This is a genomic window from Nonlabens sp. YIK11 (assembly GCF_001413925.1).
GTDB lineage: Bacteria > Bacteroidota > Bacteroidia > Flavobacteriales > Flavobacteriaceae > Nonlabens.
Genome location: NZ_LBMJ01000001.1, coordinates 480,791 through 495,985, shown reverse-complemented (window position 1 = coordinate 495,985; position 15,195 = coordinate 480,791). Strand labels below are relative to the sequence as shown.

At 41.7% G+C, this 15,195-nt stretch carries 15 protein-coding genes; 7 read left to right on the top strand and 8 right to left on the bottom strand.

Annotated elements, in window-relative coordinates:
• The first annotated feature begins 67 nt into the window (after positions 1 to 67).
• A complete protein-coding gene (locus AAU57_RS02245; protein WP_055411374.1) occupies positions 68 to 652 on the top strand; it encodes a fasciclin domain-containing protein in 585 nt (194 codons plus the stop codon).
• Between the two features lie 61 nt (positions 653 to 713).
• On the opposite strand, the gene AAU57_RS02240 is transcribed toward AAU57_RS02245, so the two are convergent.
• Positions 714 to 1,247, bottom strand: coding sequence for a 3-hydroxyanthranilate 3,4-dioxygenase (locus tag AAU57_RS02240; RefSeq protein ID WP_055411373.1), 534 nt, complete (start codon positions 1,245 to 1,247; stop codon positions 714 to 716).
• A gap of 101 nt (positions 1,248 to 1,348) precedes the next feature.
• On the opposite strand from AAU57_RS02240, the gene AAU57_RS02235 reads away from it, so the two are divergent.
• Positions 1,349 to 2,443 carry an isoaspartyl peptidase/L-asparaginase family protein gene (locus AAU57_RS02235; protein WP_055411372.1) on the top strand — a complete coding sequence of 365 codons (1,095 nt, stop codon included), beginning with the start codon at positions 1,349 to 1,351 and terminating at the stop codon, positions 2,441 to 2,443.
• Between the two features lie 188 nt (positions 2,444 to 2,631).
• Entirely contained in the window at positions 2,632 to 3,393 is a 762-nt protein-coding gene (locus AAU57_RS02230; protein WP_055411371.1) for an exodeoxyribonuclease III, read from the top strand.
• Between the two features lie 2 nt (positions 3,394 to 3,395).
• On the opposite strand, the gene AAU57_RS02225 is transcribed toward AAU57_RS02230, so the two are convergent.
• From AAU57_RS02225 to panC, 7 genes are read right to left on the bottom strand one after another with little or no spacing between them, the layout of a single operon-like run.
• Positions 3,396 to 3,794 (bottom strand): hypothetical protein, encoded by a 399-nt coding sequence (locus AAU57_RS02225; protein ID WP_055411370.1) that lies wholly within the window; start codon positions 3,792 to 3,794, stop codon positions 3,396 to 3,398.
• Positions 3,791 to 4,936 (bottom strand): peptidoglycan DD-metalloendopeptidase family protein, encoded by a 1,146-nt coding sequence (locus AAU57_RS02220; protein WP_156339977.1) that lies wholly within the window; start codon positions 4,934 to 4,936, stop codon positions 3,791 to 3,793. The genes AAU57_RS02225 and AAU57_RS02220 overlap by 4 nt, the downstream gene beginning before the upstream one ends.
• Positions 4,926 to 5,447: a TlpA family protein disulfide reductase gene (locus tag AAU57_RS02215; RefSeq protein ID WP_055411368.1), complete on the bottom strand. Its 522-nt coding sequence runs from the start codon at positions 5,445 to 5,447 to the stop codon at positions 4,926 to 4,928. The genes AAU57_RS02220 and AAU57_RS02215 overlap by 11 nt, the downstream gene beginning before the upstream one ends.
• A gap of 4 nt (positions 5,448 to 5,451) precedes the next feature.
• Positions 5,452 to 6,822, bottom strand: a complete 1,371-nt coding sequence (radA, locus tag AAU57_RS02210; protein ID WP_055411367.1) for a DNA repair protein RadA — start codon at positions 6,820 to 6,822, stop codon at positions 5,452 to 5,454.
• 50 nt (positions 6,823 to 6,872) lie between these two features.
• Positions 6,873 to 7,847, bottom strand: a complete 975-nt coding sequence (locus tag AAU57_RS02205) for a YbhN family protein (protein ID WP_231717754.1) — start codon at positions 7,845 to 7,847, stop codon at positions 6,873 to 6,875.
• A gap of 1 nt (position 7,848) precedes the next feature.
• Complete coding sequence (gene panD / locus AAU57_RS02200; RefSeq protein ID WP_055411365.1) at positions 7,849 to 8,199, bottom strand: aspartate 1-decarboxylase; 351 nt, start codon at positions 8,197 to 8,199, stop codon at positions 7,849 to 7,851.
• A gap of 36 nt (positions 8,200 to 8,235) precedes the next feature.
• Complete coding sequence (panC, locus tag AAU57_RS02195; protein WP_231717753.1) at positions 8,236 to 9,117, bottom strand: pantoate--beta-alanine ligase; 882 nt, start codon at positions 9,115 to 9,117, stop codon at positions 8,236 to 8,238.
• A gap of 75 nt (positions 9,118 to 9,192) precedes the next feature.
• Here panC and AAU57_RS02190 point away from each other — a divergent pair, with 75 nt between their 5' ends.
• The 4 genes from AAU57_RS02190 (at position 9,193) to atpD (ending at position 15,177) form a co-directional block, all read left to right on the top strand.
• Complete coding sequence (locus AAU57_RS02190; protein WP_055411364.1) at positions 9,193 to 10,017, top strand: glycogen/starch synthase; 825 nt, start codon at positions 9,193 to 9,195, stop codon at positions 10,015 to 10,017.
• Between the two features lie 2 nt (positions 10,018 to 10,019).
• Positions 10,020 to 11,600 carry a DUF4270 domain-containing protein gene (locus tag AAU57_RS02185; protein ID WP_055411363.1) on the top strand — a complete coding sequence of 527 codons (1,581 nt, stop codon included), beginning with the start codon at positions 10,020 to 10,022 and terminating at the stop codon, positions 11,598 to 11,600.
• Positions 11,601 to 11,606: 6 nt separating this feature from the next.
• Entirely contained in the window at positions 11,607 to 13,454 is a 1,848-nt protein-coding gene (gene glmS, locus AAU57_RS02180; protein ID WP_055411362.1) for a glutamine--fructose-6-phosphate transaminase (isomerizing), read from the top strand.
• A gap of 214 nt (positions 13,455 to 13,668) precedes the next feature.
• Positions 13,669 to 15,177 carry a F0F1 ATP synthase subunit beta gene (gene atpD, locus AAU57_RS02175; protein WP_055411361.1) on the top strand — a complete coding sequence of 503 codons (1,509 nt, stop codon included), beginning with the start codon at positions 13,669 to 13,671 and terminating at the stop codon, positions 15,175 to 15,177.
• Positions 15,178 to 15,195: the final 18 nt, after the last annotated feature.

Genomic DNA, 15,195 nt, shown 5'->3' with positions numbered 1-15,195 from the left:
TTTAAAACCACACAGATACTAAGCGAGTATATGTAACCTAATTAATAATAACCTAATACAATACCCAATGAATTTTCAAAAAATCACAAGTATCGCAGCTCTTGCACTAGCCCTGGTCGTTGGATCAACCGCGTTTGCACAGGAATCAAAAACGTACGGTAAAGAAAAGACCGTAATGGTAGGTGGTGCAGAAATGTATCCAAGTAAAAACATTGTCGAGAATGCTGTGAACTCTAAAGATCACACAACATTAGTAGCAGCTGTAAAATCAGCAGGATTAGTAGAAACACTATCTGGTGAAGGCCCATTCACAGTATTTGCTCCAACTAATGCAGCATTTGATGCTCTTCCAGAAGGAACAGTAGCTACATTAGTGAAGCCAGAAAATAAAGAAACATTGACTGGAATCCTTACCTACCACGTAATTGCGGGTAAAGTAAATGCAGCAGATGTAATTGCTTTAATTAAAAAGAACAATGGAAGAGCTACTGTACCAACCGTTCAAGGTGGATCGTTAACTTTTTACCTAAGTGGTAGCAACGTGAAAATCGACGATGAGAATGGAAACACAGCAACAGTAACGATTGCAGATGTAAATCAATCCAATGGTGTCATACATGTTATTGATACCGTATTACTACCTAAGAAGTAAACATTAGGAATCCCTAATACTAATGTTGATCCCGAGACTCTTATCGAGTTTCGGGATTTTTTTATCCCACAAATCGCTTGTCGGTTTCCATCACGGTACCGCAAACATCGCAGGTACGCAGCTCTTCGCTTTCAAAAAACTCTTTGAATCTGGGCAGGAAATCCTTTTCTATATCATCAAGTTTAAAGTAGGTCTCGTGCAGTTTGTGGTTGCAATTATCGCAATACCATAACAAACCATCCACAGCATCTTCGCTTACACGTTTCAGTTCAATGACCAGTCCTATGGAATTTTCATGACGCACTGGAGAATGCGGCACTTTTCCAGGGTGTAGGTACATATCGCCTGGACCTAATTTCATGGTGCGCTTCTCACCATTGTCCTGTACGTGAATTTCAATAGTGCCTTCCAGTTGGTAAAACAGCTCTTCCGTTTCATTGTAGTGGTAATCCTTTCTAGCGTTGGGTCCAGCGACGACCATCACAATATAATCACCGGCATCTTTGTACAGATTTTTATTTCCTACGGGCGGTTTAAGGCTATCGCGATTTTCTTCAACCCACTTGTTCAGGTTGAAAGGAGCTTTTATAGGCATAACAAATTTTTATTTTAAAGGTAGCAAAAACGATAGAGATCGCTCTATTTGAGCGGTATCATTGCTGCTATTTATTGTAAATTGTAGAAAAATTTACCACCATGAAAAAACTTTTATTTCTAGCCGCCTTGATTCTTATCAATTCCTGTCAGGAGAAAAAAGCAGACACACCAGAAACTGCTGAAACCACGGCTGCGCCAGAACAAGTCAACGAATTTGCCATTGTTATTCATGGTGGTGCAGGTACCATTTTAAAAGAAAATATGACTCCAGAATTGGAGCAGGAATACAATGCAAAATTGACTGAAGCGATCCAGACCGGCCACGAGATCCTCAAAAATGGTGGCAGTAGCATGGATGCAGTAGAGGCGACCATACGCGTGATGGAGGACTCGCCACTGTTTAACAGCGGTAAAGGCGCTGTTTTCACTCATGATGGTATCAACTCACTCGACGCCAGTTTTATGGATGGCCAGACGCTCAATGCTGGCGCTGTGGCTGGAGTGACGACGGTAAAAAATCCTATTTCGCTAGCGCGTAAGGTGATGACAGACTCAGAGCACGTTTTGTTGAGTGGTGATGGGGCAGACGCTTTCGCGAAAGCGTTACAAGATCCAAACATCGAGATCGTATCCAACAGTTATTTTTATACAGAAAACCGTTTCAAAAGTTTGCAACGCGTCCTCGAAAGAGAAAAGGAAACCGAAAACCAAGCTACCGAAGAGAACAAAACCGCTATGCGCCAGCTGGAACTGAAAGATCCCTATTTCAAGGATTCAAAGTATGGTACCGTAGGCTGCGTCGCACTAGACAAAAACGGAAACATCGCAGCAGGAACCAGCACTGGCGGCATGACCAACAAAAAATATGGCCGCATAGGTGATGCACCTATTATAGGTAGTGGAACTTATGCCAATAACGCAACTTGTGGAGTGAGCAGTACGGGTCACGGCGAGTATTTCATTAGAGCTCAAGTGGCCTATGACATAAGCGCATTGATGGAATACAGCGGTTTGACCCTGAAAGAAGCAACTGATAAAGTCATTCAAGATAAGTTGGTCAAATTGGGCGGTACCGGTGGCGTCGTGGCTCTAGATCACTACGGGAACATTTCCATGGATTTCAACACACCAGGCATGTATCGCGCCATGATGAATGATAAAGGTGAGTTGGTGGTTGGGATGTATAAGGATTAGATTTTAAGTTTAAACTTGAACTTGAATCTAAATGTACGTTCGTCTTATTTAAAAAGCTAACTATTGGCTAACGCTCGTGATGCCTTGCTTTTCCAATCTTTGTAACCAGTATCGAGCGAGAGTCGAGATATGTTTTGTCCGAAGACCAATTCTCACATCATCACATTAATAAATTACCACATTAAATTATGAAAATCATATCCTATAACGTTAACGGTATACGTGCCGCCATGAAAAAGGATTTTATAGAGTGGCTTACCGCTGCAGATCCTGATGTGCTATGCTTACAGGAAATCAAGGCTATGGAAGATCAAATCGATACCGATGCTTTTAAACAAGCGGGCTATGAATATCAATATTATTACAGCGCACAGAAAAAAGGATATTCAGGTACTGCGATAATTTCCAAAATCAAACCTAATCACGTTGAATACGGTACTGGGATTGAAACCATGGATCAGGAAGGCCGCAACCTGCGAGCCGATTTTGACAATTTGTCCGTTATGAGCATGTATTTGCCCAGCGGTACCAGCGATGCGAGGCTTGATTTCAAGTTTCAATACATGGAAGAGTTTCTAGAATATATCACGGAGTTGCGCAAGGAAATTCCAGAACTACTTGTCTGTGGTGACTACAATATTTGTCATAAGGCCATTGATATTCACGATCCTGTGCGTTTGAAAAACACCTCTGGATTCTTACCAGAAGAACGCGAGTGGTTTGATCGTTTCGTTGAAAGTGGTTTTGTTGATACCTTTAGGCTCTTTAGTGATGAACCTGACCAATACACCTGGTGGAGTTATCGAGGTGGCTCCAGAGCTAGGAACAAAGGCTGGAGATTAGATTACCACATGGTCACTCCTCAGTTGGTTCCCAATGTAAAACGCTCTGTGATACTAAGCAGTGCGGTTCATAGTGATCACTGCCCAGTCTTGATTGAAGTGGAGTAGAATCAGATATTATGGGTTCTACCTTTTAACTTCCTACTATTGAAATCACTAACTCTAGTTTCATCTTGTTTGTTGATGACCACATAAGCAAATACAGGTACTAAAATAAATAGACCAGTGATATATATCACATAGTGATTTACAGAGCGGCTTAAAATAAATGAAAGACCAAAAAAGACCAGTGGCGTGCCAACTAGAAACAGCACACCAGCAAGTATTTGTGCCATTTTAGAAGGTTTAGCATAAAATTCATCTACCGTTATTCTTGAAGTTGCACCGCAAGTATTGCAGGATACATCAATTTCCTCTCCTTTCTTCATGGCCAATTCTACTCTAGTATTTGCTGAGGTTTGCACGCTATTTTCATTTTGGCAATTGGAACATTTAGTAAAGACTTTCATTTTGCAATCAATTTAATTACAGATTTATGAGCGAACCCGGCTAGACTATCTGCGGTTCGTATATGATACCAGTCGTTGCTGTTTCCCAAAATGGTCAACGTGTCATTTTGGATATTGCGAATCAGTCCGCCATTAGCATCAGGTTGAGATCGCAGGTTAGCACCGGTTCCAGAACCTATGGCTAGAGGACTTAGAGGTAAGGTTTGGGAATTTTCAGGAATGGGAACTTGCCAGATATAGGGTTTGGGATCGACAGCGCCACCAGTTTTATATATACCAAAATGTAAATGCGGTGGTGTGGTTCTCGCATTACCAGTATTGCCTACCAGCCCAATGGTATCGCCTCTAGAAACTCGTTGTCCAGAAGTAACGAGTTGTGAATCTAGATGAGCATAGTAGTGACTGGAGTTGGTAAGATTGTCCCGCAACCAGATTTGCTTACCGCCAAGACCACGATCTCGCACAGAACTTATCCTGCCATCTGCTGCCGCTATAACTGGATGGCCGCGGTCTGCAAAAATATCGTTTCCTTCATGGGACCTGCGACCACCATCACGAGCCACACCCCAAAAGGACTGGATCGCATTATTTCCTTTGCCAGCCAGTGGGAATTCTAATAAGGGTTGCTTATAAATTTTTAGCTGAACAGTATCAGTGACATTTAAAAAGGACTGAACAACAATTTTCAAGCTTTGTGCCTCGCCATTTTTAATATGGAGACTTAAAGTAGAGTCGTTTGCTATGGCGCTTTCAAGTAATACTCCATTATTGTTATAGGCTTCTAGAATCCAAGATGGCTGGATGCTATCGATGGAGATGGTGGCGAGCAAACTTTCGCCTTGAGCGATATGTACCACATATCCAGCGGCAAATGAGTTTTGATCGGTAGATGTTGCAATTTCGCTATAGCTATCACCAATCAAAATGCTATCATTGATCGCCATTTTACTCAATCTATTCCAACGTTCGAGTTGATCTGGATATTTTTTCAAACAGCGCTCATACAGGCTGCGCGCGGATGGCTGGACGATAAAATCAAAATATTCTGGCTTGTAGAAATAGGTCAGTACTGCTGCAGTGATGCAGCCTATGACCGTTAAGGAAACAATATTTCTACGAAAGAACGACAACCTATTGCTCAATGAGTAGTTGAAGCGTAGACTCTAGGTTTTCATTGGTAGGCGCCATAGCGTCGTTATCGATGAGCTTACCTTTTCTGTCATAAAGCATGAAACGTGGTAGTGCGACAAAGTCATACTCTTCGGCAAAATTAGAATCTTCAAAACCTCGCGCTATATAATTGTGCTCTAGTGTAGTGATCGTTAAATGCTCCTCAAATGGTCGCATGGCAGCGTCCAGACAGATGTTTATGATTTTAAAGTCTTCTTTTGGCATCTCTTTTTCCAATTTCTCAAGCGCTCGCATGGACTCTTTAAATCCAAACTCATAACTGGCCCAAAAGTTCACATAAACCAATTTACCTTGACTGGCTTCTATAAGATCTTCCAACGAGTAGTAATAATCGTCAGGATCTGATAAGTGTAGAACATCTTTTGATGAGGTGTCTACATCTGCATATCGCAAGGGTTTTTGTGGTTCTTTTTTACAGGAAACCATTAAAGCTAACAAGGTCAAAAACAATAGATTTTTCATGATTCTAAGCAAATAAATATTTTACAAGTTCTTCAATACGAGAAACGGCCTGGATTTGCGTTCCCTTGTCCTTTAAAGCGGTCTTTGATGGTGCTACAAAAATCTTTTCAAAGCCCAATTTTGATGCTTCATTAACGCGTTGCTCCAAGCGGCTGACGGGTCGTATCTCACCACCTAAACCAACTTCTGCACTAAAGCAATGTTGCGAGGAGATTTCAATGTCAAAATTAGAGGACAGCACGGCAACCACTACCGCGAGATCAATCGCAGGATCGTCTACATTGATACCACCAGTAATGTTGAGGAAAACGTCTTTTTGACCCAATTTGAAACCGGCTCTCTTTTCCAACACCGCCAGAATCATATTGAGACGTTTCAAGTTATAACCAGTGGCACTGCGCTGTGGCGTGCCATATACGGCAGTACTCACTAGAGCCTGCACCTCAATAATTAGCGGTCTCATGCCTTCCATCGTGGCAGCAATTGCCGTACCGCTCAAACTGGAACCACGCTGAGAAATCAACAGCTCGCTGGGATTAGTCACTTCACGCAGGCCATGTCCCAACATTTCATAGATTCCTATTTCATGGGTAGAGCCAAAACGGTTTTTAAGTGCCCGCAAAATTCTGTAGGTATGGTTGCGATCGCCCTCAAATTGAAGCACTGTATCCACCATGTGTTCTAGGACTTTGGGTCCTGCGATGTTTCCGTCTTTAGTGATATGTCCTATCAGAATAACCGGTGTGTTGGTTTCCTTAGCAAACTTGATCAGTTCGCCAGTGCATTCCCGTATTTGTGAAACGCTACCAGCGGTGCTTTCAATATGATCAGTTTGCAGCGTTTGAATGGAGTCGATGATCAACGCATTAGGCTGATTTTCTGCCACCTGACGAAATATGTTTTGCGTCTTGGTTTCGGTTAGGATGTAGCAATTGTCAACGTCTTTTTTGATGCGCTCTGCCCGCATCTTGATTTGCTGTGCACTTTCCTCTCCAGAAACATACAGTGTTTTAAAAGGCAGGTTCAAGCAAAGTTGTAACAATAGGGTAGACTTCCCAATTCCCGGCTCTCCACCTAGTAGCGTGACAGATCCCGGCACGAGTCCACCGCCTAGAACCCGGTTGAATTCGGCATTTGTGGTGTCCATGCGTGGACTTTCAGTCGCATCAATTTGAGAGATGCGCTGTGGTTTTTGAGTGCGCTTTCGCGAAAGCGTACTCTCATCCACACTTTGCGACCAGTCTTTCTTAGTAGATTTCTCAACGACCTCTTCTACCAGCGTGTTCCATTCCTTGCAGGCCGTGCACTGGCCTTGCCAGCGAGCGTGCTGCGCGCCGCAATTTTGACAAAAGAATGTGGTTTTGGTCTTGGCCATGGGAACTTTTTTGGAAAGATAAAAATTAAGAGGTGTAACCTAGTGCAAATTTACTTGCGCATTGAAAAAAGCACAAAACATAGCAGTCCAAAAACGATGACCAATAGGGTTTGCGATAACCAGACAATCCAACCAAAAGCGGTTCCCACCACGGCACTGTAACCAAACAACAGCAACACCTGGCTGATCAAATAAGGATATGCGCCCAAGCCGCCATTAGTAAAGGCCACTGCAAAGCTGCCCGCCACAAATGAGCATAAAACGGCACTTATGGGCATGGAATCTGTGTCTGGAATGGCAAAAATGCAAACGTAAAACATCGCGAGGTACATGAACCAGATGAACAACGTGTGCGCTAGATACCACCACTTTTTTTCCATGGTCCAGATCGTGGTGAAGCCATCCTTGATGCCGGCTAAAAATCCCTTTACCTTTTGGAAAAGCTGCAGTTTTTTGAGAAGGTATATTCCCAAGACAACGATGATCACTAGAATGATGAGATATGCGGTGATTTTAATGGGGTTCGCTTTCGCGAAAGCGAACTCAATACCATCCTTAAAAAATTCCACGATCTCGCCACTTGCCGTAAGCATTGCGGTTGCGGTGATTGCCAATAAAATGATGAAATCCAGTACACGCTCTGCAATGATGGTTCCCAGGCCTTGATCTACGGGAATATCATCTGTGCGGTTCACGATCACGGCACGAGTCACCTCGCCGCTGCGCGGTATGATGAGGTTCATGGCATAACCAGAACCTATGGCGATGATGTTGTTGAGGTAAGTGGGTTTCTTGTCCAGTGCTGCAAGCATGTAGTTCCACCGCCAGGCTCTGGAGAGATGACTTAACATAGCTAGCACCATGCCTAGAGCAATAAAACTGTAATCTGCATCACGCAAATAACCTTTGATTTCATCCAGCTGTTCTGTCGTGAATTGAGAGTAGGATATGTAAATCAAAAAAGCTCCCAGCAAAAATGGCAGTAGAATCTTTGCGATCTTGATGAGCGTTTTTTTCAAGCTCAAATTAGGTAAGTGTATTGTCCTTCTCGTTAGGGAACAGTAGGCTAGGTTTGAAGTTACGAGCTTCTTCCATAGTCATTTGAGCATAGGTGATCAAAATAAGCACATCGCCTACCGCAACCAGGCGTGCGGCTGCACCATTAAGAGTAATTTCACCACTACCTCGCGGCCCTGGGATGGCATAGGTTTCCAGTCTATTACCGTTATTATTATTGACGATTTGAACTTTCTCGCCTTCAACAATATTTGCACCGTCCATGAGGTCCTCATCTATGGTAATACTACCTATATAGTTAAGGTCTGCGCCAGTTACTTTGACACGGTGAATCTTAGATTTTACTACTGTGATTAACATGCGGCAAAGATACGATTTGTAGATATTATCAAAATACTAATACATGGGAATATTGTCAATAAGACGAACACCCTGTAGGTGGACAACGATAAAGGCGCGGTACTGTTTTTCTGAATCTTTGGCGCTTGCCGGCACAAGGGTTTTCTCGTCTGCTATGGTGTAGTATTCCAGTGTAAAGCCTGATATCGCCTCTACTTGCTCTTTTACAAACTGTTCTGTTTCCTGAATATCGTGGTTTTTAAAATGTTCTTTTGACTGGGTCAATATGCGATAGATGTGGGCAGCCTTTTCAAAATTTTCTGGAGTAAGCAAGCCGTTCCTAGAACTCATGGCAAGACCACTTTTCTCTCTGTGAATGGGACAGCCTATAATCTCGAGCTCAAGATTCAAAATGTCCACCAACTTTTTGATGATTTGTAATTGCTGAAAATCCTTCTCACCAAAATAGGCACGATCTGGGCGAACCGCCTTGAACAAAAACTCCAGAATGGTACCAACACCATCAAAATGTCCTGGTCGTTGGGCACCTTCCATGACATTTTCCAACTCTCCGAATTCATAGTTTTTTGCCTTGGTATTAGACCCGTAAACATCTTCTACTGCTGGAGCATAGAGGACAAAACGGTCTTCTGGAATATGAGTCTTGATTTTTTTGAGGTCCTCGTCTAGAAGCCTTGGATATTTCTCAAGATCTGCCTGATTATTGAATTGGGTAGGATTCACAAAAATGGAAGTGACGAGTAAGTCATTTTCCTCAAGCGCCTTATTCATCAAAGCCAAATGGCCATCATGGAGCGCGCCCATGGTGGGAACAAATCCTATGGATTTATCAGTAGACCTAAAGTCTTTGAGGAATTGGGAGAGCTTTTTATGAGAGGTAAAAACCATTTGAGAATAGGGTAAATAGCCTACAAACATAAGGTTTACAAGTGAATGTGCAAGAAAAGACGTATTTTTGCATTCTGCTAGAAGAAAGGCGACAAAAATCGATCTATGAAGGAAAAAAGAGTATTATACGTATCCTCAGAAGTTATTCCCTATTTACCAGAAACCGAAGCATCCTCCATGTCTTATTTTGCACCAAAGATGGTGAATGATCGTGGTGGACAGATTAGAATTTTCATGCCGAGATTTGGTAATATCAATGAAAGACGTCATCAACTTCATGAGGTGATACGATTAAGTGGGATGAATATGGTGATCAATGATCTTGATATGCCATTGATTATAAAGGTAGCGTCTATACCTAAGGAGCGCATGCAGGTGTACTTTATCGACAACGATGAGTATTTCAAGCGCAAGGCAACTTTAACTGATGAAAATGGTGATCTGTTCGACGATAATGACGAGCGAGCCATGTTCTTTGCTAAAGGTGTAATTGAAACGGTTAAGAAACTAAACTGGGCTCCAGATATTATCCACGTTCATGGATGGTTGGCAAGTTTATTACCGTTGTATCTAAGAAACTATTACGGTACAGATCCTTTATTTGAGGAAAGTAAAATAGTCACATCTGTCTACAATCAATCCTTTGAAGGAACGTTAAACGAAGAAATGTATGAAAAACTACAGTTTGACGCGTTGGATGATGAGGTGATCAGTACGTTCAAAGAGCCTTCTTATTTAAACCTTATGCGCAGTGCTGTAGTCTACAGTGATGGAATCATCAAGGGAAGTGAAACCCTGGACGAGGAATTGGAAAGTTTTATTGATGCTCAAGATAAGCCTGTACTGGACTATCAATCACCAGAAGATTTTGCTGACGCCTATGAGGAATTTTACCTTGATAAGATCCTTAACGTAAAAGAAGAAGCTTAGTAATGAAGAATTTATTGAAGTATGGAACGATGGTAATTGCCATCGTTTTTGTTCTAATTAGTTGTGATACAGACCCAACCGAATTAGGAGGTGAGTTTTTAGGAATTGATGTTGACAATACGATTATAGAAGAGGACTTTGAGGTTACCGCATATAGTGCTAGGCTTAATCCTGTGCAGACCAATAATTTTGGATCTGTTCAACTAGGAAGATATTTGGACCCCATCTATGGCAAATCTACCTATGACTTTGTTTCCCAATTGAGCCTTAGCAATACTGGTGTTGATTTTAGTGAAGACGCAGTCTTTAATAGCGTTACCCTTGAAATTCCTTACTTTTCAAGACAAACAGGTACTGACGGTGAAGCTACCACTTATGAATTAGATTCTATTTATGGGACTGATAATATCAATTTTCAGATTTACGAAAATAAATTTTTTCTAAACAGTTTTGATCCCAATAATGTTGAGCAATCGGCAGCATATTATTCTGATTTAGGAGAGCAGGTAGATGCTATAAAAGGAGATGCAATAGAATTAGTCAACGGTAATACGCTGATCGAAAACTTCAAACCTAGTAATGAGGAGATAGTTATTACAGAGTCAGTTGAAGGAGTTAGTACAGTAAGAGACAGGCTTACACCTAGACTTCAACTGGAGCTTAATGCGGATTTTTGGAAAAACTTATTGATTGATAGTGATGGACAGTTGAAATTTGATAGTAATACAGAATTTCAGAATGCATTTAGAGGACTCTATTTTAAGGTAACTGATGATAATGACAGTGAAGAAGGGAAAATGTTTTATCTTGATTTAGCGGAAGCGAGAATAATAATTAAATACATCTCAAAATTCCAAGATATTAATGATCTAAATGACAACGGAGATACGGATGAGATAATAGAAGTCGATTCTGAATATTCTCTAAGCTTTTCTGGAAATAGAGCAGTCTTCGTTGATGAAGAAATTCCAAATGAGGTAGAGTTGGAAATCAACGATTCCTTTAATTCAGATATCGGGTCTGAAAGAGTTTATGTCAAAGGAGGACCAGGTGCAATAGCGTTCATAGATCTATTCGGGCCTGATTTAATTGGTAGTATAAATGGAGGTTCTGATGGAGTTGCAGATGAACTAGCAAACTTTATGGGAATGGAGGTTTTAATTAACGAGGCTACTTTAGAGGTTTTTGTAGATCAAGAAAAGTTTCCGGAAGGTTATTCTGTATCTGCTGAACCAGAAACCATTTTGTTATATAACATTGTAGATAGAACCATTGTCGGGTTTGGCATTTTAGAAAGGGATCAAAGTTCAGGTAGAGGTATTAAGTATGTAATAGATCTCACTCAATATGTTTCGAGTATAGTGGAAGGGGTTGTTGAAAATAAAAGATTAGGTCTTACTGTATCTCAAAACCTTTCCTCTGCAGGTATTTCCAGGGTCAAAAATCAAACCCAGCCATTACAAATTGAAAGTATTCCTGTAGGTAGCGCAATCTCTCATGAAGGAACGGTTTTACACGGTAACCTTTCTAGTGATCCAGAAAAACGCCTTAAATTGAAGATTTTTTATACTGAAGTAAATTAATAAAGCATGTGTGGAATTGTAGGCTACATAGGTAAGAGAGATGCTTACCCTATCGTTCTAAATGGTCTAAAGCGACTGGAATATAGAGGTTATGATAGTGCCGGAATTGCGCTATTTGATGGTGAAGATCTTAAGGTTTGTAAGACTAAAGGAAAGGTAGCAGACCTTCAAGAAAAAATGGAAAATGAGATTTCCATTACTGGCAACATAGGAATAGGTCATACCAGATGGGCGACTCACGGTGTGCCTAACGATGTCAACTCTCATCCACATTACTCAAATGATGGTAATCTAGTGATTATCCACAATGGAATTATTGAGAACTATGATCCGTTAAAAAAGGAACTTACCAAACGTGGCTACACGTTCAAATCAGATACAGATACAGAGGTACTGGTAAACCTAATTGAGGATGTTCAAAAACAACAAGACGTCAAGCTAGGCAAGGCAGTACAAATAGCTCTTAATCAAACCATAGGTGCGTATGCAATTGCCGTTTTTGACAAGAGAAAGCCCGATGAGATTATTGTTGCAAGATTGGGCTCACCTCTAGCCATTGGAATAGGCGAAGATGAATTTTTCATAGCCTCTGACGCCAGTCCGTTCTTAGAATTTACAAAGAATGCGATCTATCTCGAGGATGGTGAAATGGCCATTGTGCGTACACACAAAGAAATCAAGGTAAGAAAGATTCATGACGATTCTTTGGTAGACCCTTATGTGCAGGAGCTACAAATGAATCTGGAAGAAATTGAGAAAGGTGGTTACGATCACTTTATGTTGAAAGAAATTTATGAGCAGCCACAGGCGATAAAAGACACCTTTAGAGGCCGCATGCTTCCAGACCAAGGCATCATTAAGATGGCTGGAATTGACGAGCACATGAATAAGTTTTTGAATGCAAAACGCATCATCATAGTAGCATGTGGTACCAGTTGGCATGCAGGACTTGTTGCAGAGTATATCATTGAAGAACTTGCGAGAGTTCCTGTTGAGGTTGAGTATGCATCAGAGTTTAGATACCGCAATCCTATCATCGATAAGGATGATATTTTAATTGCCATATCTCAAAGTGGTGAAACGGCAGACACCATGGCGGCTATAAAGCTTGCCAAAGAAAACGGCGCTTTCGTTTTTGGTGTATGTAACGTGGTGGGAAGCTCCATTTCTCGTGAGGCTCATGCTGGAGCGTACACACATGCCGGTCCAGAAATAGGCGTCGCATCCACTAAGGCATTCACAACCCAAATTACGGTTCTTACTCTTATCGCACTTCAACTAGCCAAGAAAAAAGGGTCGATCTCTCGCAGTAAGTTTCACGAATATCTAGTGGAATTAGACAGCATTCCCAACAAAGTCAAGAAGGCATTGGAATCCAATGATCTTATCGAGCAGATTGCCCACATCTATAAAGACGCGAAAAACTGTCTTTATTTAGGTCGAGGTTTCAATTTCCCTGTGGCTCTGGAAGGCGCTTTGAAACTTAAAGAGATTAGCTACATACATGCGGAAGGTTATCCAGCTGCTGAGATGAAGCACGGTCCTATCGCCTTGATCGATGAGCAAATGCCTGTGGTGGTGATTGCTACAAGAAAAGGTCATTACGAAAAAGTAGTGAGTAACATTCAAGAGATCAAATCCCGTGAGGGCAAGATCATTGGGATCGTTACAGAAGGCGATGTGGATGTACGCGACCTCGCAGACCACGTCATTGAGGTGCCCGATACACTTGAGTGCTTGACACCGCTATTGACGACCATTCCGTTACAGTTGTTGTCCTACCACATTGCAATTGCTTTGGATAGAAACGTGGATCAACCGCGTAACCTAGCCAAATCGGTGACGGTAGAGTAACCTTATTTATACAATTTATCAAAGCCTCATTCTAGTAATGGGGCTTTTGTTTTTTACGCTTTCGCGAAAGCGAAACAACCACAATCTCGCTCCTAAATTTCCAATCAGAAAAAAGTAAAAAATCAATTAATTAAATAAATGTGAATGCAGTATCTTTGCGCCACTGAAAAAAGGCTTTATAAGCCAAGCTTTTAAGTTTTAAAAAAAGGATAGAATGTCTCAAAGTACAGGTAAAGTTTCACAAATCATCGGCCCGGTGGTTGATGTAACGTTTGATAGCACTCAAGGTGCGTTGCCCAACATTTACGATTCACTAGAGATTGAATTGAAGGGAAATAAACTAGTTCTTGAAGTGCAATCACACATAGGTGAGAGCACCGTTAGAACCATATCCATGGATTCTACTGATGGATTGAGTAGAGGTACAGCTGTAGTGGCTACCGGTAACCCTATCAAAATGCCTATAGGCGACGACGTTTATGGTCGTCTATTTAATGTTATAGGTGATGCGATCGATGGTCTGGGAAATCTTCCCAAGACTGGTGAAGATGGACTTTCCATTCACAGATCTGCACCTGCATTTGAAGACCTATCTACCTCTACAGAGGTTCTTTTTACCGGTATCAAGGTAATCGACTTGATTGAGCCTTATGCAAAAGGTGGTAAGATTGGACTATTTGGTGGTGCAGGAGTAGGTAAAACAGTATTGATTCAAGAATTGATTAACAACATCGCAAAAGGCCACGGTGGACTTTCTGTTTTTGCAGGAGTTGGTGAGCGCACGCGTGAAGGGAACGACCTTCTGCGTGAGATGTTGGAATCAGGAATTATAAAATATGGAGATGCATTTATGCACTCTATGGAAGAAGGTGGATGGGATTTGAAGTCTGTCGATAAAGAAGTGATGAAAGAGTCTAAAGCGACATTCGTTTTTGGACAAATGAATGAGCCACCAGGAGCACGCGCTCGTGTGGCACTTTCTGGATTGACGATTGCAGAATACTTCCGTGACGGTGGTGCAGATGGTCAAGGGAAAGACGTTTTGTTCTTTGTTGACAACATATTCCGCTTTACACAGGCAGGTTCTGAGGTGTCTGCACTTCTAGGACGTATGCCATCTGCGGTAGGTTACCAACCAACACTAGCGACTGAAATGGGTGCGATGCAAGAGCGTATCACATCTACTAAAAAAGGATCTATTACATCTGTACAAGCGGTTTACGTACCTGCAGATGACTTGACTGACCCTGCACCAGCGACAACTTTTGCTCACCTGGATGCTACAACAGTATTGTCTCGTAAGATTGCAGAGCTAGGTATCTACCCAGCGGTAGATCCACTAGATTCTACATCACGTATTCTTACAGCAGATATCCTTGGAAAAGACCACTACGACTGTGCACAACGTGTAAAAGAGTTGTTGCAGCGTTACAAGGAACTACAGGATATCATTGCGATTCTAGGTATGGAAGAACTATCTGAAGAAGACAAACAAGCGGTTTACCGTGCTCGTAAAGTACAGCGTTTCCTTTCACAACCGTTCCACGTAGCAGAGCAGTTTACAGGTCTTAAAGGAGTTCTAGTTGATATCAAGGATACCATCAAAGGATTTAACATGATCATGGATGGTGAGCTTGACAACCTTCCAGAAAGTGCCTTTAACCTTAAAGGAACTATCGAGGAAGTGATCGAGGCTGGAGAGAAAATGATGGTAGAAGCCTAAAATTAATTCTGAATGTAG